This window comes from Streptomyces dysideae (genome assembly GCF_001514305.1).
Classification (GTDB): Bacteria; Actinomycetota; Actinomycetes; order Streptomycetales; family Streptomycetaceae; genus Streptomyces; species Streptomyces dysideae.
This window is the reverse complement of record NZ_KQ949075.1, coordinates 272980-292145: the sequence shown is the minus strand read 5'-3', so window position 1 is coordinate 292145 and position 19166 is coordinate 272980. Positions and strand designations below refer to the sequence as shown.

Below are 19166 nucleotides of genomic sequence, written 5' to 3'. Positions count from 1 at the left end.
TTGTCACGAGGTGGTTCCTGGCTGCTCGGTGCTGGTCAGGGTTTGTAGGCGACCGGGAGGCTGGCGGCCTTGGCCCCGGTCGGCGGGACCTGGAGGGTCTTCAGGGCGAACTCCATGACCTGCTTGTAGATGGGGCCGCAGATCTGGCCTCCGAAGTAGTTGCCCTTGGTCGCGTTCTGGATGGCGCAGTAGACGGTGATCCGGGGGTTGTCCGCGGGCGCGAACCCGGCGAACGACGAGGTGTAGCCCTTGTACTTGCCGGTGGCCGGATCCACGCGGTTGGCCGTACCCGTCTTGCCCGCGACCCGGTAGCCAAGGATGCGCGCCCTGGTGCCGGTCCCCTCCTCGTCGTCCACGACCGACTCCAGCATCTGGGCGAGGGTCTTCGCCGTCTTGGCGCTGACGACCCTTGTCTTCTTGGGCGTGGGGGCGGGGGCGAAGCGTCCGTCGGGTCCCTGTGTGCCGCGTACGAGGGTGGGTTCGACGCGTACGCCGCCGTTGGCGATCGTGGAGTAGACGGAGGCCGCCTGCAGGGCGCTGACGGAGACGCCCTGGCCGAAAGGAATCGTGTACTGCTGCGATGTCGACCACTGTCCGGGCGCGGCGAGGATGCCCTTGGTCTCGCCGGGGAAGCCGAGCCCGGAGTAGCTGCCGAGGCCGAACTTGCGCAGGTACGAGTAGAGGACCTCGTTGGCCTCGGACTGCGTCTTGCCAAGCTGGCCGGTGGCGAGGATGGTGCCGATGTTGCTGGACTTGGCGAGGACGCCGTTGAGCGTCAGGTACCAGGTCGGGTGGTTGATGTCGTCCTTGAAGAGCCGGTCGCCGCGGTGCAGCCGGTTGGGCACGACGACATGCGTGCGGGGCGTGGCGGCTCCCTCCTCCAGTACGGCGGCCATCGACAGGACCTTGGCGGTGGAGCCGGGCTCGTAGGCGTCCTCGATGGCCCAGTTGTGCAGGGAGCTCGGATCGGCCCGCGAGAGGTCGTTGGGGTCAAAGCCGGGTGAGTTGGCCATGGCGAGGATCTGGCCGGTGCGGGTGTCCTGGACGATCACATAGCCGCGGTCGGCCCGGGACTTCTTCACCTGCTCGCTGATCGCGTTCTGCGCGGCCCACTGGATGTCGCGGTCGATGGTGAGTTCGATGTCGCTGCCGGGCACCGCGGGGGTCTCGGTGGAGCCCGCGGTGGGGACCTGGCGGCCGCCGGACTGGGCGTAGCGGATCTCGCCGTCCTTGCCGGCCAGCTCCTTGTTCAGCTGCTGCTCGACACCGCCGCCGCCCTTGCCGTCGGAGTTGACCCAGCCCAGTATCCCGGCGGCGAGGTCGCCGTTCGGATAGATCCGCTTGCTGCTGGCGACGGCGAGGACGCCCGCGAGGAAGTTGACCGTGCTCTTGTCCTTGTCCGCCTTCACGGCGAGCGCGGTCCTGAGGTCCTTGATCTGCTTCCAGACCTGCGGGGTCTGCCGGTTGGCCAGCACGACGTAGCGCAGGTCCTTGTTCTGGGGCCTGAGCTTCCTGACGATCGTGTCCTGTTCCTGGCCGAGGATCGGGGCGAGGAGGGCGGCCGCCTGTTCGGGGCCGTCGTCGATCTTCAGCTGCTTGCGGGTGAACAGCGTGGGGTCGGCGGTGACGTCGTACGCGTCCACGCTGGTCGCGAGGGCCACGCCGTTGCGGTCGCTGATGCCGCCGCGCTCGGCGGCCAGGGTGTAGCCGACGTACCGGTTCTGCTCGGCCTTGGCGGCGTAGGTGCTCGCGTCGACGGCCTGCACCTGGAGCAGCCGTACGACGAAGGCGATCAGGACGAGGGTCAGCGCGAGGCTGACCATGCGCAGCCGGGGGCGGGGGCTGCCCAGCCGGATGACGCGGGGGGCCGCGGGGCGGGGCGCCGCCGGGCGGCGGGCCGGGCGGGCGCCGGGTCCGGGGCGCCGTCCGCCGCCGGAACGGGCGGGGCGTGCGGGTCCGGGCACACGGCGGCGCGGCGGTTCCCTGTCGGACACTTCCGTCACCTGCCGGGGGTCGTGGGCTGTGGTGTCGAGGGGGTGGCCTCGGGGGCCGCGGGCACGGTGGACGTCGGGGGCTCCGCGGGCAGGGTGCCGAACGCCTCGGGGGCGAGGGCCAGCGGGTTGCGCGCGGTGGTCTGCCGGGCGGCCGCGGGGGTGGGGACGCCCTTGACCGTGCCGTCGGGGTTGAGGAAGGCGGGGTCGCCGCCGGGCACCATGCCGAGCTCGCGGGCGCGGCGCTGGAGGGCGTCGGGGGCGGAGTAGGCATCGACGTCGCGCTGGAGGGACTGTTCCTCGTCGGTGAGGGACTTCGTCTCCTTCTGCAGGTCGTCGAGTTTGAACGCGCCTTCGCTGAGGGCGGAGTTCAGTACGAGGAGCCCGATGAGGCCTCCGCCCAGGAGGAGGACGACAAGGAGGACGAAGGGGGTGCGGGCGGCCTGGCCGGGGCCGGTGGGAAAGAGGCGCGCGAGCCGAGCCGCGCGCCCCTTCAGTTCGGGTTTCCTACTCACTCGCCCTCCCCGGTCTGGTTTCCGAACCCACGAGTCCGGCGCGGGTTGGGTTCTCAAACCCGCGCGACCGCGCCTGAGTCAGGCATTCAAACCCGTACGACCGCGCCCGGGTCGAGGTTTCGACCCCACCCGCGCGCCTGCGCCGCCGGATCCCGGTCGCAGCGCCGGGCGCCCGTCCCTGGGTTCGGGGGACGGGCCTGCACGCGCACGCCTCGGTTCGGATCTCCGACCCGAGTGCCCGGCGCCGGATCGGGATTCCGACCCCCCACCGGCACCCGCGCCCCCGCCCCTCCGCCCTTCTCACTCGACGTCCTCCCTGATCCGCTCGGCTCCGCGCAGTCGGGCCGGAGCCGCGCGCCGGTTCTCGGCGACCTCTTCCTCGGTCGGAAGTTCGGCACCGCGTGTGAGCAGCTTGAGCCGGGGCTGGTAGCGCTCGGGGACGACGGGCAGTCCGGGCGGGGCCGTGGTGGCGGCGCCGCCCGCGAAGACCTGCTTGACCAGCCGGTCCTCCAGCGAGTGGTACGACAGGACCGCGATCCGCCCGCCCACGTCGAGGGCCTTCACGGCGGCCGGGATCGCCCGCTCCAGGACGGAGAGCTCTCCGTTGACCTCGATGCGCAGGGCCTGGAAGGTGCGCTTGGCCGGGTTGCCGCCGGTGCGCTTGGCGGCCTGCGGCAGCGCGTCCCGGATCAGCTCCACGAGCCGCGCGCTGTTGCTGAACGGCTCCTTCTGACGCTCGCGCACGATGGCGGCCACGATCCGCTTGGCCTGCTTCTCCTCGCCGTACGCGCGCAGGATCCGGACCAGCTCGCCGGGCGGGTAGGTGTTGAGGACCTCGGCGGCGCTCATGCCGGTCGTCTGGTCCATGCGCATGTCGAGGGGCGCGTCCTGGGCGTAGGCGAAGCCGCGGTCGGCCTCGTCGAGCTGCATGGAGGAGACGCCGAGGTCGAACAGGACGCCCTGCACGCGCGGGATACGGAGCCTGGTCAGTACGTCCGGGAGCTCGTCGTAGACCGCGTGCACCAGGGTGGCCCGCTCACCGAAGCGGGCGAGCCGCTCACCGGACAGCCGCAGGGCCTCCTTGTCGCGGTCGAGGGCGACCAGCCGGGCCTCGGGGAACTGTTCCAGCAGGGCCTCGCTGTGGCCGCCGAGGCCGAGCGTGCAGTCGACGACCACCGCTCCCGGCGTCCGCAGGGCGGGAGCCAACAGGTCCAGGCACCGCTGGAGCATCACCGGGACGTGTCGACTCTGTCCCTCCCGTCGCCCACCGCCGCCCTTGTTCGAATGCGCTTCGCGCGCCATTTGGTCCTGGGCCCTCTCAGATCCGGCGCGGCGTACGCACCGCCGGGTCCCCGCCCGCTCGAGAAGGGGAGGCCTGCCGGCGCCGGAAAGCGTCAGCCGACCGGGAGCGGGAGGAGGCCGAGCCGTACGTACGCGCCGCGCACGTGGGGAGATCTCCGGAAAGTCGCCGGGATCCCCGGGGGAATTCAGTCCAGCGGGGAGAGTCTCGCCTCCCGCTTCGCGTCACTTTAGTCCACCCTGTCTCGCGGTCAATCAACCGGCCTGCGCGTCGCGGCCCGGCGCCGTCCCGACGCGGCGGACCGCGGAAAATCCCTCACTCGGACGTGTCCACCTCACTCCTGTGGGTTACCTCACAGTGAGCAGGTGATAACGCTCTTTTCCCTTCTCATGGCAAGACCGGAAACACCGTGACCAGTAACGTCGTGGGTATGTCGACTTCTGCATCGGTTCCAGCGGGCCCTCAGCGGGCCATAGCCCACCGCGGCACGGTCACCGACCGCCTCGTCGAGGCCAACGAGCGCTACGCCGCCGCGTTCACCGACCCCGGGATGGACGCCCGTCCCGTGCTGCACGTCGCCGTCGTGGCCTGCATGGACGCCCGTCTCGACCTGCACGACGCCCTCGGCCTGGAGCTGGGCGACTGCCACACCATCCGCAACGCGGGCGGGGTGGTCACCGACGACGTCATCCGCTCCCTGACCATCAGCCAGCGGGCGCTCGGCACCCGCAGCGTCGTCCTCATCCACCACACCGGCTGCGGCCTGGAGAGCCTCACCGAGGACTTCCGGCACGAGCTGGAGGACGAGGTCGGCCAGCGTCCCCCGTGGGCCGTGGAGGCCTTCCGGGACGTCGAACAGGACGTACGGCAGTCGATGCAGCGGGTGCGCACGTCGCCGTTCCTGGTGCACACCGACGACGTGCGCGGCTTCGTCTTCGACGTGAAAACGGGCCTGCTGCGCGAGATCGACCCCACGTAACCACCTGCCGCAGCTGTCGTTTCGCTGTTAATTTCCCGCCCTGGGCTGCCCAAAAGGCCGCAAGGTCCGACAAATCGCAGGCAGTTGTCCACAGGCGAGTGACACGAATCGGTAACGGCAGCAAGAATGCGGGTGTGGCGTCACGCGGAACTTTTCACGCGTGGTGTCCGTGTTTCGGGGTGGGCCGGTCCGCATCGCAGAGCGTCGGCCCGGAAAGAACGGGCCGAGGAGGGCCGGGTGACGACCTATGACGATCGAGCGAGCCTCACTGATCTGACCGCCACTGTGGAGCGTGTCCGCAGTTCGGTGGAAGGAGTGATCGAGGGCAAGCCCGAGGTCGTACGGCTTTCGCTGACCGTGCTGCTCGCCGAGGGACATCTTCTGATCGAGGATGTCCCCGGCGTGGGCAAGACAATGTTGGCCAAGGCGCTGGCACGGTCCATCGACTGTTCGGTGCGGCGTATTCAGTTCACGCCCGACCTGCTGCCGTCGGACATCACGGGTGTGTCCATCTGGGACCAGCAGCGGAAGGACTTCGAGTTCAAGCCGGGCGCGATCTTCGCGCAGATCGTGATCGGCGACGAGATCAACCGCGCCTCACCGAAGACGCAGTCCGCGCTGCTGGAGTCGATGGAGGAGCGCCAGGTCACCATCGACGGGCAGACCTATGAGCTGCCCAGCCCCTTCATGGTGGTGGCCACGCAGAACCCGGTCGAGATGGAGGGCACCTACCCGCTGCCCGAGGCCCAGCGCGACCGCTTCATGGCCCGCGTCTCCGTCGGCTACCCCAGCGTGGAGGCCGAGCTGCAGATGCTGGACGTGCACGGCGGGGCCTCCCCGCTGGAGGACCTCCAGCCGGTGGCGCACGCGCACGAGATCGTGAAGCTGATCGACGCCGTCCGCGGCGTCCACGTGGCCGAGCCGGTCCGGCGGTACGCGGTGGAGCTGGTGTCCGCCACCCGCACGCACCCCGACCTCAGACTCGGCGCCTCCCCGCGCGCGACGCTGCACCTGCTGCGCGCGGCGAAGGCGTCCGCAGCCCTGAGCGGCCGGGAGTACGCGCTGCCGGACGACGTGCAGGCCCTGGCCGTCGCCGTCCTGGCCCACCGTCTGCTGCCCACCGCACAGGCCCAGCTCAACCGCCGTACGGCGGAGCAGGTCGTCCAGGAGATCCTGCAGCGCACCCCGGTGCCCGCGGCACCCCAGCAGCAGAGCGGCTTCGGGCTCGGCCACGGCACGCAGGCCTACGACCAGCAGTCGCCGCGGAGGCTGTGATGAGCTCCGGAGGGACGGGGTATGCGGAGGCGGACCGGGGCGAGAGGGGCGGCGTGCGCACGGCCCTGGCCGGTCTGACCACCCGCGGCCGCTCCTTCCTGGCCGCCGGTGTCGCGGCCGCCGTGTGCGCGTACGTCCTCGGACAGAGCGACCTGCTGCGCGTCGGCCTGCTGCTCGCGGTACTGCCGCTGGTGTGCGCGACGGTCCTCTACCGCACGCGCTACCGGGTCGCCGGCAGCCGCCGGCTCTCCCCCGCGCGCGTTCCCGCCGCCAGCGAGGCCCGGGTCCATCTGCGGATGGACAACGTCTCGCGGCTGCCCACGGGTCTGCTGATGCTCCAGGACCGGGTGCCCTACGTCCTCGGTCCGCGCCCCCGCTTCGTGCTCGACCGGGTCGAGGCGGGCGGCCGCCGCGAGGTGTCCTACCGGGTCCGCTCCGACCTGCGCGGCCGCTATCCGCTGGGCCCGCTGCAGCTGCGGCTGACCGACCCGTTCGGCATGTGCGAGCTGACCCGGTCCTTCTCGACGTACGACACCCTGACGGTGATCCCGCGCGTGGAGCCGCTGCCGCCGGTGCGCTTCAGCGGCGAGGCCAGGGGGTACGGCGAGGGGCGGCAGCGCTCGCTCGCGCTGGCCGGCGAGGACGACGTGATCCCGCGCGGGTACCGCTACGGCGACGACCTGCGCCGTGTGCACTGGCGGTCCACCGCGCGCTACGGCGAGCTGATGGTGCGCCGCGAGGAGCAGCCCCAGCGCTCCCGCTGCACGGTGCTCCTGGACACCCGGGGCCTCGCCTACCAGGGCGCGGGCCCGGACGCGCCGTTCGAGTGGGCCGTGGCAGGCTCCGCGTCCGTCCTGGTCCACATGCTCGAACGGGGCTTTTCCGTACGGCTGTTGACGGACACCGGCAGCTCGGTGCCCGGCGAGGGCGCCGAGGGTTTCGCGGGCACCAGCCAGGACTCGGCGGACGCGGCCGGGCTGATGATGGACACCCTCGCGGTGATCGACCACTCCGACGGCGCGGGTCTGTCCCGCGCGTACGACGTGCTGCGCGGCGGCAACGAGGGGCTGCTGATCGCCTTCTTCGGCGACCTCGACGAGGAGCAGGCCGCGATGGCCGCCAAGATGCGCCGGCGCAGCGGCGGCGCGATCGCGTTCGTGCTGGACAGCAACGTCTGGGGGCGGGAACCGAGCGATGCGCCCGGCCCGTTGGACGAGAGCGAGGAGCGGCTGCGGATGCTGCGGGAGGCGGGCTGGACGGCCCTGACCGTGCCGCGGGGCGCTCCGCTGAGCGACCTGTGGCGCCAGGCGGACCATGAGCGCACCGGTGTCGCCATGAGCAGCGGTGGGGAGGGACCGGCATGAGCGGGCGGGCACGGATGGCGCTGTGCGCCGCGGCGGCCACACTGATGGCGGCGGGCGCCCTGCTGCCGCTGGTCGACCGGGCCACCTGGTTCCTGCAGGCGGCCTTCCTGCTGGCCGTGCAGACCGGCGTGGGCATGGCGGCCCGGCGGGTACCGCTGGCGCGGCCGCTGACAGTGGCGGCGCAGACCCTGGTCGCGCTGATCCTGCTGACCCTGACCTTCGCCCGGGAGCACGCGTTCGTCGGGCTGATCCCCGGGCCGGACGCCTTCGTCCGCTTCGCCGACCTGCTGCAGGCCGGTGCGGACGATGTCGGGCGGTATTCGATACCGGCTCCGCTGTCCGCCGGCATCCGGCTGATGCTGGTCGGCGGCGTGCTGATCATCGGGCTCGCGGTGGACACCCTCGCCGTGACGTTCCGCAGCGCGGCCCCGGCCGGGCTGCCGCTGCTGGCGCTGTACTCCGTGGCGGCGGGGCTGTCCGACGGCGGTGCCGACTGGCTGTGGTTCCTGATCGCCGCGGCCGGCTATCTGTTCCTGCTCCTGGCCGAGGGACGTGACCGGCTCTCGCAGTGGGGCCGCGTCTTCGCCGGGGCGTCACGTGCGGGCGCGGAGTCGAGCGGTGCGTTCGCGCCGGTCCGCACCGGGCGGCGCATCGGTGTGGTCGCGCTGGGCATCGCCCTGGCGGTGCCCCTCGCCCTGCCCGCGATGAACGGCGGTCTGCTGGACCCCGCCGGCACGGGCGTGGGCGGGGGCGGCGGGAGCGGCGGCACGATCTCCGCGGTGAACCCGCTGGTGTCGCTGCGCGACAACCTCAACACGGACGAGGACCGCGAGGTCATGTCCCTGCGCACCACCACGGACGACATCTCGAACCTGTACCTGCGGATCGTGTCCCTGGACGACTTCGACGGCACCACCTGGAAGCCGTCCCGGCGGAACATCGTCGCCGTGCCGGAGGGGGAGTTCCCCACCCCGATCGGCCTCGGCGCCGACGTCCGGCGCACGGAGTTCGACACCCGCATCTCGGCCGCCGACTGGTACGCCCAGGACTGGCTGCCGATGCCGTACCCGCCGAGCGGCGTGAACATCGAGGGCAACTGGCGGTACGAACCGCTGGGCATGACCCTGGTCGGCGACCACGACCAGAACACCCGCGGTGCGACGTACACGGTGCGCAGCCTGGACGTGCGGCCGACGGCGGAGCAGCTCTCCTCGGCGCCGGAGCCGCCCGCGGCCCTGAAGCGCGAGTACACCGATCTGCCGGACTCGCTGCCGGCGGTGGTGGCCAGCACCGCCCGCGAGATCACCGACGGCGCGACGACCCACTACGAGCAGGCGGTCAAGCTCCAGGAGTACTTCGCCGTGACCGGCGGCTTCCAGTACGACACCGATGTCCAGGTCGGCAGGGACTCGCAAGCGGTTGCCCGGTTCCTGCGGGACAAGCAGGGCTTCTGCGTGCACTTCTCCTTCGCGATGGCGGCGATGGCCCGCTCGCTGGACATACCGGCCCGGGTCGCGGTGGGTTTCGCGCCCGGTACCCCGCAGGGGGACCAGACGGTGTCGGTGGGTCTGCGGGACGCGCACGCCTGGCCGGAGCTGTACTTCGAGGGTGTGGGCTGGACCCGCTTCGAGCCGACCCCGACGCGTGGTTCGGTGCCGTCGTACACCCTGCCGGACACGCCCGGCAGCGCGCTGCCGAGCCCCGTGCAGCCGTCCCAGTCGGCGAGCACGGCGCCTTCCGCCGCGCCCTCGGCGAGTGAGAGCTGCACGGCTCAGCAGAGGCGGCTGGACGGCTGCGCGAGCGAGTCCCCCCAGGCCGCGCTGACCACGGGCGGCGGCGGTCCCAAGTGGTACGTCGTGCTGGCGTGGGTGCTCGGCGGGCTCGCCGCCCTGGCGATCCCGTTGGCACCGATGCTGCTGCGGCTGCGGACCAGAGCCCTCCGGCTGGGGGCGCACGGCCGCACCGAGGCGGACGCGGCGCGGCACACACTGGCGGTCTGGCAGGAACTGACCGACATGGCATGGGACTTCGGGATCGCGCCGGACGACTCGCAGACTCCGCGCAAGGCGGCCGCCCGGATCGTCCGGCTGGGCCGTCTGGATCCGGCGGCCGCGGCCGCGGTGCACCGGGTGGCGGACGCGGTCGAGCAGGTCCTGTACGCCCCGCGGCCCCAACCGGCGGCGGGTCTCGCGGAGGACGTCCGCCGTGCGCTCGCCGGTCTCCAGGCCCCGGCCGACCGGATCACGAACGTGCGGGCGCTGCTCGCACCGCGCTCCACCGTGCGGGTGGTCTGGGCGGCGTCGGAGTGGTGGACCGGTCTGAGGGCCCGCGTGGCCGCGGCCCGTCCGACCCTGCGCAAGCCGTCCGATCAGCGGAGCTGAGCGCACAGAGCGCGGCTGAGCCCCGGTTCGAGGTGATCTCGGTGATCTCCTCGGGCCGGGGCTCAGGTTGTGGCCGAGTCCGTTCGGTCGGGTGTCGTGGAGGCAGCGTCCTACCGGCCGGAATCGGGCACACCTGAGGGGGTGGCCACCTGGCGGTGGTCACCCCCTGCGTATGTCGGGGAGCTGCTGGTCGAGCTGGTGGAGCTAGTGGCCCTGTTCGTCGCGGCGCCGCTGCCAGCGCTGTTCGATCCGGTCCATCATGGAGCGCTTCTGCCGTCCCTGACGGCGGGCGTGCGGGCCACCCGCGGCGGGCTGTTCGCCCGGCTTGGGGGCCTTGCGCCAGCCGGTCACGGCGAGTACCGCGCAACCCAGCATGACCAGGAAGCCCACCACACTGAGCCAGACCTGCTTGGCGACCATTCCAGCCATGAGGAGCGCGATACCCACGAGGAAGCCAGCGACCGCCTGGTATACCCGTCGCCGGGTGTACGTACGCAGCCCGCTTCCCTCAAGCGCTGTCGCGAACTTGGGATCTTCGGCGTACAGCGCTCGCTCCATCTGCTCGAGCATTCGCTGCTCGTGCTCCGAGAGCGGCACGGAGTCCTCCTCATCGTGCAGTCGCCGGGGCGACCCGGGGGTCCCTTCAGGATAGGCAGGGAATCGCCCCCGTGAAACCCGCCCCTCTGCGCCAATTGGCCAACCGAAATCCGCCATGGGCGACTCGGCTCGCTGAAGCTTGCATTCCCCAGCAGCCGACCCGTCATGCCAGAACGGTCTCCCTCGATCATACGGCGCAGAGCGCGCGATCGGGGGGCCTGTGGCGTACTCCATGCGCAGCCAACTACCTGATCAGCGGCGGCGCACACGAGGCGGCTCAGGCCTCGGCGGCACCCCGCGTCTCCCCGAGCACGTGAAGCTGCGTGGCCACGGAGTGGAAGGCCGGCAGTTCGGCCGCCGCCTCCTCCAGCTTGAGGAGCGCCTCCAGGGCACCGGGCTCGGTGTCCACCAGGACGCCCGGGACGAGGTCGGCGAAGACCCGCACGCCGTGCACGGCACCCACCCTGAGGCCCGCGGCCTCGACCAGTCCGGTGAGCTGCTCGGCGGTGAAGCGGCGCGGCACGGGGTCACCCGAGCCCCAGCGGCCGTCCGGGTCGTCGAGGGCCTGCTTGGCCTCCTTGAAGTGGCCGGCGAGGGCACGCGCGAGCACGGCGCCGCCGAGGCCGGCGGCGAGCAGACTGAGGACACCCTCGGAGCGCAGGGCGGCCACGGCGTTGCGCAGTCCCTCGGCCGGGTCGTCCACGTACTCCAGGACGCCGTGGCACAGCACGACGTCGTAGCCGCCGCGCTCGACCACGTCGAAGAGGCCGTGCGCGTCGCCCTGGACGCCCTGTACACGGTCGGCGACACCGGCCTCGGCGGCGCGGCGCTCCAGCGCGAACAGCGCGTTCGGGCTGGGGTCGACGACGGTGACGCGGTGGCCGAGGCGGGCGAGGGGCACTGCGAAGTTGCCGCTGCCACCGCCGGTGTCGAGGACGTCCAGCGACTCCCGGCCCGTGGCCTTGACCCGGCGGTCGAGGGCGCCCTGGAGGACCTCCCACACCACGGCGGTACGGAGAGAGGCGCGGGGGCGCATCGGGTCCGACACGGCAGTTGACTCCTCGGCGCGGCACCGCCACTTGCACGGCGGAGCGATCGGGGTGCCTCCCCGGCCCGGAGTGCGGGGTGGGGACGGCTTCAGGCATCTCCCACCCTATTGCCTCCCGTACCGCACCTGGTCACCATGGCGCTGGGCGTACCTGCCGGTCTCACCCGGCGAACCGCGGACCGGCCGGGGCCCGGCTCCCCGGCGGCCCCGGGAGCGGGCCCGCCCCCACCCCGCTCAGCAACCCCGGGAGCAGCCCGCCTCACCCTCCCAGCCGCCCCGGACTCCTATCGGCAAACGCCGAGCCACCCGGGTCCGACCACTCCAAGCCCTCCGAGTCAGCCCGCGTCCGGGATGCCCCTGCCTGTGCCCGGTCCGTCCTCCGGGTGGTCGGCGTCGTGGCGGGGCTGGGGCAGGACCGGCTGGAGTACCAGCATTCGCTCGACCAGGCGCAGGAACATCGCCACGTCGCGTATCAGGTCGTCGGCGTCCCGGCGGCTGGCCGCGCCTTGTATGCCTGCCTCGGCCCGGGCGCGGCGCCGGGCCCCGGAGGCGAACAGCGCGCTCCACTCGGTGAGTTCGGGCGCTATTTCGGGGAGCACTTCCCAGGCGCTCCGGATGCGGGCCCGGCGTCGTGACGTGGGTTCCGGGCGGCCTCGCGCGGCGAGCACCGCGGCGGCGGTGCGCAGGGCGGCGAGGTGCGCCGTCGCATAACGCTCGTTCGGCGTTTCCAGGACGGCGGCCTCGTCGAGTCCGGCGCGGGCCTGGGCGAGCAGGTCGAGGGCGGCGGGCGGGGCCGTGGCCCGGCGGAGCACGGGGTGCACGTCGCTCGCCGGGCCGGTCAGTGAGGGGGCAGGGCCGGTGGCGCGGCGCCGGTGGGCGGCGGCTGCGTGGTAGCTGGCCATGACGAACCTCCTGTCGTCGTGTGACGGCACGCCCTGATACGAGGTGCCGTATGTGCCCATCGTGAGGTATGGCACTGACAATCCGTTCTGACCTGGGCTTTTGCTTCGAGCGGGAGTTCGGGCTAGTTTTTGCACTGACCAGTCAGTTCAAATTCAGGTTCAAATTCAAGGGGCAACTGTGGGCGGAGTCGGTGTCACAGCCGATGGCCTCGGGCTCAAGGGCCCGCGCGGTTGGGCGTTCCGCGGGATCACTCTCGCCGCGGAGCCCGGCTCGCTGATCGCGGTCGAGGGGCCTTCCGGCTCCGGCCGCACATGCCTGCTGCTCGCGCTCACGGGGCGGATGAAGCCCACCGAGGGGATCGCCGAGGTGGGCGGGGCGCGGCTGCCGAAGCAGATGGCGGCGGTGCGGCGGGTCAGCGCCCTCGCGCACGTCCCGGGTGTCACGGACCTCGATCCGGCCCTGACCGTCGCCGAACATCTGCACGAACGGGCGTTGCTGCAGCGGCGGTTCGGCGACTCGCTGCGCGGCTTGCTGCGACCCCGTGGGGAGCGGGTGACCGCGGAGAAGCTGCGCATCGACGCCGCGCTGGCCGCCGCCGGCCTCGACCGGGAGGCGCTCCCGAAGGGCACGCGGACCGCCGTACGCGATCTGGAGCGGGTGGAGGCGCTGCGGCTGTCCGTCGCGCTGGCGCTGATCGGGCGGCCGCGGCTGCTCGGCGTCGACGACACCGACCTCAAGCTCTCGGACGCTGAACGGCACGAGGTGTGGGCGTTGTTGAGGTCCCTCACCGAGGCCGGGACGACGGTCGTGGCGGTGTGCAGCGAGGCTCCGGAGGGCGCCGTCGTGGTGTCCGCGAAGGGCACGGACGTACGCGAGGAGCCCGAGGCCGACGAGACCGGCGTAGAGCCTGCGGAAACCGCGACCGACGACGAGACGAAGGAGGCGGCCGATGCGCTCGCCGAGGCTGGCCGCGCTTGAGCTCAGGCGCTTCGGCCGGGGGAAGCTGCCGCGTGCCGCGCTGGTCGCGCTGCTGGTGCTGCCCCTGCTGTACGGCGCCCTGTACCTGTGGTCGTTCTGGGATCCGTATGGGCGTCTTGACCGCATCCCCGTGGCGCTCGTGAACGACGACAAGGGGGCGACCGCCGACGGGAAGAAGATCTCGGCGGGCGACGACATCACCGAAGGGCTGCGGGAGAGCGACGTCTTCGACTGGCACCAGGTGAGCGGCGCCGAGGCACGCGCGGGCGTGGAGGACGGCACGTACTACCTGTCGCTGACCATGCCGGCCGACTTCAGCGAGCGGATCGCCTCCAGTTCGGGCGACTCGCCGGAGACGGGCGCGCTCCAGGTGCGCACGAACGACGCCAACAACTACATCGTCGGGCAGATCTCGCGGACGGTCTTCGGCGAGGTGCGGCAGGCCGCGTCCACGAAGACGTCGCGGTCGCTCCTCGACAGGATCTTCGTCTCCTTCTCCGACATCCACGGCGAGACCGTGAAGGCCGCCAAGGGCGCCGACGAGCTCGAGGGCGGCATCGGGAAGGCCGAGAAGGGGTCGAAGGACCTCGCGGACGGCCTGGAGGACGCCAAGAGCGGCAGCGGGAAGCTGTCCAAGGGGCTGACGAAGCTCGACAAGGGCGCGGGTGACCTGGAGGACGGCTCGAAGCGGGTCGCGGAGGGCACGCAGGCGCTCGCCGACAAGGTCAACGGGGTCGACGAGAAGATCGGCCCGTTCCTGAGGGGCAACGAGAAGACCATCGGGGACACCGCCCAGCTGGTCGCCGACGGGTCGGGGGCGATCCGCGACAACCTCGACGACCTGGTGAAGCGGGCGCCGACCGCAGCCAAGGGCGCTCATACGGCCTCCGACGCGCTGGCCGCCGTCTACAGGGCGCGCTGCGAGGACCCGCTGGTGCCCGACGCCGCCTGTTCCGACCTGAAGAAGGCCAAGGACGCGGCCGCGGACGTGGCGGCCATCGCGGACGGCCTGAACACGCTGGTCGCCGATCACGACGGCGACCTGAAGAAGCTCGACAAGAACCTCGCCGTCCTGCAGAAGCAGGCCCAGGCACTCGCTGACCGCGCCCCGCACCTGTCCGAGGACCTCGACGACGCCGTCACCAAGATCAACGACCTCAATGAGGGCGCCACGAAGGTCGCCGCGGGCGCGCAGAAACTGCACACAGGGCTCGGCAGGTCCAAGACCGGCGCGGTCGACCTGGACAAGGGCGTCGGCGAGCTCAAGACGGGCGCCGACGACCTGAGCGGCGGCATGTACAAGCTCGTCGACGGCTCGGGCAAGCTCTCCGACGGGCTGCACGACGGCGCGCAGCAGATCCCCGACTACGGCAGGAAGGACCGCGAGCAGCGCACCGAGGTCATGGCCGACCCCGTCCAGCTGGTCACCGACGACCTGCACAAGGCGCCCAACTACGGCACCGGTTTCGCCCCGTACTTCATCCCGCTGTCCCTCTGGGTGGGCGCGATGGTGGCGTACATGCTGATCGCGCCGATGAACCGGCGGGCGCTCGCCGCGGGCGCCTCGGCGTGGCGGATCGCGCTGGCGGGCTGGCTGCCGGTGGTGGCGATCGGGGTGCTCCAGACGGTGGCCCTGATGTCGGTGCTGCACTGGGCGATCGGGCTGCAGATGGCACGGGCGGCCGGCACGGTGGGCTTCCTGTTCCTTGTGACGGCGTGCTTCGCGGCGATCGTGCAGTGGCTGAACGCGCGCTTCGGGGCGGCGGGGCGGATCCTCGTCCTCGCCCTCCTGATGCTGCAGCTGACGTCCGCGGGCGGCACCTACCCCGTGCAGACCAGCCCGGGCTTCTTCAACGCGCTGCACCCCTTCCTGCCGATGAGCTACGTCGTCGAGGCCCTGCGGAGGCTCATCACGGGCGGCGGCCTGGTACCGGTGTGGCACGCGTGCGTGGTGCTCGCCGCCTTCACTGCGGGTGCCCTCGCGCTGACCGCGCTGTCGGCCCGCCGCCGGCAGGTGTGGACGCTGGACCGGCTGCACCCGGAGCTGAGCCTGTGAGCCCTGCGGTGACTTCTCACGTACCGGTTCCTGTGACAATCAGGGCCATGGAAAGCAGCAGCACCACGTCGGGCGGCAGCACACGCCGCGAGGCCACCCGGCAGAAGCTCTACGAGGCCGCCGTCACGCTCATCGCCGAGCAGGGCTTCTCCGCCACCACGGTGGACGAGATCGCCGAGCGGGCCGGTGTCGCGAAGGGCACGGTCTACTACAACTTCGCGAGCAAGTCCGTCCTCTTCGAGGAGCTGCTGCGGCACGGCGTGGGACTCCTCACCGCCTCCCTCCGGGAGGGGGCCGAGCAGACGGAACGGGACGGCCGCAGCAAGGTCGACGCCCTGGACGCCATGATCCGCGCGGGGCTCGGCTTCATCGCCGCCTACCCGTCCTTCACCCAGTTGTACGTCGCCGAGCTGTGGCGCACCAACCGGGCCTGGCAGTCCACACTCATGGTGGTCCGGCAGCAGGTCGTCGCCGTCGTCGAGGGCGTCCTGCGCGACGGCGTGGCGAACGGCGAGTTCAGCGAGGAGATCGACGTTCCGCTGACCGCGGCCGCGCTGGTCGGCATGGTGCTGGTGGCCGCGCTGGACTGGCAGGCCTTCCAGCCGGAGCGCTCACTGGACGATGTGCACGCCTCGCTGTCGCGGCTGTTGCAGGGGCGGGTGAGCGGCCGCAGGTCCTGAGCGACGGACTTCAGGTCCGGCACAACAGAGAAAAGCGCCGGTTCGATGTGGCCGCGTCCCCCGCGGGCCACCTCGAACCGACGCCTTCTCGTGCTCCCCCGTTTCCCCCGTTCCCCCGTACGCCCCCCGTTCCCCCGTTGGGTCCCGTCGGTCGTCTCGGTTCCCCGTGCCTCACTTCCGCCGACACTCGCCGACGGAAGGAGCGGAATCGGGAGCCGCTCCGTTCCGGCGCCCCGTGTCGCCGGTGCCGGAGCCGCGCCCCTTTTCCGTGGCTCCACTCTCTCGTTCGCGCAGGTCGAACCCCATCCGCGCGCGTACTCAACTCACTGCCTAGGTACGGATACTCAGTCCTGCGCACTCATGCCCAGGACGCCCCGTTGCCGACTGGTTACGATCGCGTCCGTGTCGGTACTCCCTTTGGTCTTCACGAGTGGCTGGGCCAGCGGTGTCAACGCTTACGCGGTGGTGCTGCTGCTCGGCGTGTTCGGCGCGACGGGGGTGAGCGACGCCGTCCCCGAGACGCTGCAGCGCCCTGAGGTCCTCGTCGCAGCGGGCGTGCTGTTCCTGTGCGAGGCCGTCGCCGACAAGATCCCGTACGTCGACTCGGTGTGGGACTCGGTGCACACCGTGATCCGGCCGGTCGCCGGCGCCTGGGTCGGGGCGCTGCTCGCCGGTCAGAGCGGTTCGCTCTCCGATCTGACGGCGGGCCTGATCGGCGGTTCGTCGGCGCTGGCCAGCCACGCGGTCAAGGCCGGGACGCGGATGGCGGTCAACACCTCGCCGGAGCCGTTCAGCAACGTGATCGTGAGCCTGGCCGAGGATCTCGGCGTCGGCGGAATCGTCACGTTCGCGATATTCAACCCGGAGGCGGCGGCGCTCATCGCCGGCGCACTGCTCCTGGTCGGCCTGACGGTGCTCTTCTTCGTGGCGTCCCGAATCCGCCGCTTCCTGCGGCGCAGGGCACAACGCCGGGAGGAGAGGCGGGTGGGGACTCGGGCGGGGCCGACGTGGGGCTGAGGGTGGGCCGCGGGCAGTTCCTCTGCGGGGAGGGGCGACGCGCGTCCTGGGGGCGGGGAGGGCCTGGACGGGTGCGGCGTCCGCCGGGACGAGGGTGAAAGCGGGTGCGCGGGCGGGATGGCCCAGAGCCATCCAAGCCGGACAGCCGCGAACTTCGGCAAGTGCCTGCGCGTCCTGTTGTGGCCGCCACCTGCGGTCGGATGCCGTGCCCGTCCCGGGCCGCCGAGATGGAGCCACGTCCCACCGAACTCAAGCTCACGAAAGACCTCACCCTGCGGGCTGCAGCCTGCCGCAGGAGGCGGCGGGGCGACTCGGGGGCGACCGCCACCACGGCTTCGAGCGGAGCCACGCGGTCCGCATCGCCCCCCGCGGGACGCCATTCACGCCGGACCGAAACCGCGGGACGCAGGCGGGACCGGGCGGACCCGCGCCAGACCGAAGGCGCGGGTCCGGCCTGCGGCGAGGGTCGACGTACAGCGGAACACCGCAGGTCAGGGCCCCTCGGGTCGGGTTGTCAGTGGCGGCCGATAAAGTCCCAGGCATGGCACGGATTGCGGTGATCGGCGCTGGGATGGGCGCGATGGCGGCTGCTGCCCGGCTGGCCGTCGCGGGCCACCGGGTGGCGGTGTACGAGCGTACGGAGACGTACGGCGGAGCGGTCCGCCGCTTCGAGCGGGAGGGTTTCGGGTTCGACACCGGGCCCGGGCTGCTGACCTTGCCCGCCGTGTACCGCGATCTGTTCATCAAGACGGGCAAGGAGCCGCTGGAGGCGTGCGTCGAGCTGGTCCAGGTCGACCCGTCGTCACGGCACGTCTTCGCGGACGGCACGGAGGTCGCCCTGCCGAACGCCTCGCGCGCGGGCGTCGTCGCCGCCCTCGACGAGGCGCTCGGGTCGGGTGCGGGCGGCCGCTGGGGCGACTTCCTGGTCCGGGCCCGCGAGGCCTGGGACCGGACCCGCCGGCCACTGCTGGAGGAGCCCCTGTGGCCCAACTGGTCGGTGCTGGCCGACCGCGAGCCCTACCCCGCTGTCCCGCACAAGCGGCTGCTGCGTACCCGCCGGGCCGGCACGCTCGGCGAGGTCGGCGCCTGGGAGCTGCGCGATCCCCGGCTCGTCGCCCTCCTGGACGGTTACGCCCTCGCGTACGGCCTCGACCGGGCCGGCACCCCGGCGAGCGCGGCCGTGCTGCCGTACATGGAGCATGCCTTCGGGACCTGGTATGTCCGGGGCGGCATGCGGGAGTTGGCGCGCGCGGTGTACGAGCGGTGCCTGGCCCGGAGGGTCGAGTTCCGTTTCGGCGCCGAGGTCGCCGGGGTCCTGGAGAAGGACGGCCGGGCAGCGGGGCTGGAGCTCGCGGACGGGACGGTCGAGGAGGCGGACACGGTCGTCGGCACCGGACCGTGGCGTCTCGGCGAGCTGGCGCACGGCCGTGAGCTGTACGGCGCGGAGCAGGTCGAGCCCGGCCCCGAGGGCATGTCCCCCGGCCGGGTCGTGGTCTGTCTCGCGCTGCGCGGGGCGCGGAAGGCCGACGCCGCGCATCGGACGGTGGTGCATGCCCCGGACCGGCAGGCCGAGTGGGACGCCTTCGGGCTCGGCGAGCCGCCCCCGCGTCCGACGGTCCGGATCGACCGGCCGGACGATCCCGCCCTGCGCCCCGACGACGCGCACGAGTCGATGGTGCTCACGGCGACGGTGCCGTCGCAGATGCTCTATAACTGGACCGCGCCCGGCGCCGCCGACGCCTTCGCCGACCGCATGGTCGCCGTCGCCGAGCGCGCGATACCGGGGCTGCGTGAGCGGACGCTGTGGCGCGAGGTCCGTACGCCGGTGCACACGCTGGAGGAGACGGGGGCCGAGGGCGGCGGGGTGCCCGCACCCGCGCTGGCCGGGGCGGAGGGGACTTTCCTGCGCCCGTCCAACAGCACGCGGATACCGGGCCTGTTCACCGTCGGCGGCTGGTCGCATCCGGGGGGCGGTCTCCCGCACGCCGGGATGTCGGGCGCGCTGGCCGCCGGGCTGATCGTGGACGGGCCGGAGTTCCGGGGGTCGCAGTGAGCGCCCGACAGGCTGCCTGACGGGCGCTC

General features: G+C 72.1%; 15 protein-coding genes. 9 read left to right on the top strand and 6 right to left on the bottom strand.

Annotation, left to right across the window (positions count from 1 at the left end):
• Positions 1-35: 35 nt before the first annotated feature.
• The 3 genes from AQJ91_RS01295 to rsmH all read right to left on the bottom strand — a co-directional run bounded on the left by AQJ91_RS01295 (position 36) and on the right by rsmH (position 3808).
• Positions 36-1994 carry a peptidoglycan D,D-transpeptidase FtsI family protein gene (locus AQJ91_RS01295; RefSeq protein WP_324617964.1) on the bottom strand — a complete coding sequence of 653 codons (1959 nt, stop codon included), beginning with the start codon at positions 1992-1994 and terminating at the stop codon, positions 36-38.
• A gap of 5 nt (positions 1995-1999) precedes the next feature.
• Positions 2000-2506 carry a cell division protein FtsL gene (locus tag AQJ91_RS01290; RefSeq protein ID WP_067014894.1) on the bottom strand — a complete coding sequence of 169 codons (507 nt, stop codon included), beginning with the start codon at positions 2504-2506 and terminating at the stop codon, positions 2000-2002.
• A 300-nt stretch (positions 2507-2806) separates the two neighbouring features.
• Complete coding sequence (gene rsmH, locus AQJ91_RS01285; RefSeq protein ID WP_079084613.1) at positions 2807-3808, bottom strand: 16S rRNA (cytosine(1402)-N(4))-methyltransferase RsmH; 1002 nt, start codon at positions 3806-3808, stop codon at positions 2807-2809.
• 428 nt (positions 3809-4236) lie between these two features.
• Between rsmH and AQJ91_RS01280 the strand changes: the two genes are divergently transcribed.
• From AQJ91_RS01280 to AQJ91_RS01265, 4 genes are all read left to right on the top strand, one after another.
• The gene (locus AQJ91_RS01280; protein ID WP_067014890.1) at positions 4237-4785 is read left to right on the top strand and encodes a beta-class carbonic anhydrase; all 549 of its coding nucleotides are present in this window, start codon (positions 4237-4239) and stop codon (positions 4783-4785) included.
• Between the two features lie 237 nt (positions 4786-5022).
• Positions 5023-6060, top strand: coding sequence for an AAA family ATPase (locus tag AQJ91_RS01275; RefSeq protein ID WP_067014887.1), 1038 nt, complete (start codon positions 5023-5025; stop codon positions 6058-6060).
• On the top strand, positions 6060-7424 hold the full coding sequence (locus AQJ91_RS01270; RefSeq protein WP_067014884.1) for a DUF58 domain-containing protein: 1365 nt from the start codon (positions 6060-6062) through the stop codon (positions 7422-7424). Before AQJ91_RS01275 ends, AQJ91_RS01270 begins: the two co-directional genes overlap by 1 nt.
• Entirely contained in the window at positions 7421-9805 is a 2385-nt protein-coding gene (locus tag AQJ91_RS01265) for a transglutaminase TgpA family protein (RefSeq protein ID WP_067014882.1), read from the top strand. The genes AQJ91_RS01270 and AQJ91_RS01265 overlap by 4 nt, the downstream gene beginning before the upstream one ends.
• A 204-nt stretch (positions 9806-10009) precedes the next feature.
• Here AQJ91_RS01265 and AQJ91_RS01260 read toward each other — a convergent pair whose 3' ends face one another.
• The 3 genes from AQJ91_RS01260 to AQJ91_RS01250 all read right to left on the bottom strand — a co-directional run bounded on the left by AQJ91_RS01260 (position 10010) and on the right by AQJ91_RS01250 (position 12352).
• Positions 10010-10402: a DUF3040 domain-containing protein gene (locus tag AQJ91_RS01260; protein WP_067014880.1), complete on the bottom strand. Its 393-nt coding sequence runs from the start codon at positions 10400-10402 to the stop codon at positions 10010-10012.
• Between the two features lie 277 nt (positions 10403-10679).
• The gene (locus AQJ91_RS01255) at positions 10680-11450 is read right to left on the bottom strand and encodes a methyltransferase (protein ID WP_067014878.1); all 771 of its coding nucleotides are present in this window, start codon (positions 11448-11450) and stop codon (positions 10680-10682) included.
• A gap of 335 nt (positions 11451-11785) precedes the next feature.
• Complete coding sequence (locus AQJ91_RS01250; protein WP_067014875.1) at positions 11786-12352, bottom strand: SAV_6107 family HEPN domain-containing protein; 567 nt, start codon at positions 12350-12352, stop codon at positions 11786-11788.
• A 178-nt stretch (positions 12353-12530) separates the two neighbouring features.
• Here AQJ91_RS01250 and AQJ91_RS01245 point away from each other — a divergent pair, with 178 nt between their 5' ends.
• The 5 genes from AQJ91_RS01245 to AQJ91_RS01225 all read left to right on the top strand — a co-directional run bounded on the left by AQJ91_RS01245 (position 12531) and on the right by AQJ91_RS01225 (position 19137).
• Complete coding sequence (locus tag AQJ91_RS01245; RefSeq protein ID WP_079084612.1) at positions 12531-13331, top strand: ATP-binding cassette domain-containing protein; 801 nt, start codon at positions 12531-12533, stop codon at positions 13329-13331.
• Positions 13303-15387 carry a YhgE/Pip family protein gene (locus AQJ91_RS01240; protein WP_067014872.1) on the top strand — a complete coding sequence of 695 codons (2085 nt, stop codon included), beginning with the start codon at positions 13303-13305 and terminating at the stop codon, positions 15385-15387. Before AQJ91_RS01245 ends, AQJ91_RS01240 begins: the two co-directional genes overlap by 29 nt.
• 47 nt (positions 15388-15434) lie before the next feature.
• A complete protein-coding gene (locus tag AQJ91_RS01235) occupies positions 15435-16067 on the top strand; it encodes a TetR/AcrR family transcriptional regulator (RefSeq protein WP_067014869.1) in 633 nt (210 codons plus the stop codon).
• Positions 16068-16469: 402 nt separating this feature from the next.
• The gene (locus tag AQJ91_RS01230) at positions 16470-17084 is read left to right on the top strand and encodes a DUF4126 domain-containing protein (protein WP_067014866.1); all 615 of its coding nucleotides are present in this window, start codon (positions 16470-16472) and stop codon (positions 17082-17084) included.
• Positions 17085-17625: 541 nt separating this feature from the next.
• Positions 17626-19137, top strand: a complete 1512-nt coding sequence (locus AQJ91_RS01225; protein ID WP_079084611.1) for a phytoene desaturase family protein — start codon at positions 17626-17628, stop codon at positions 19135-19137.
• Positions 19138-19166 lie beyond the last annotated feature (29 nt).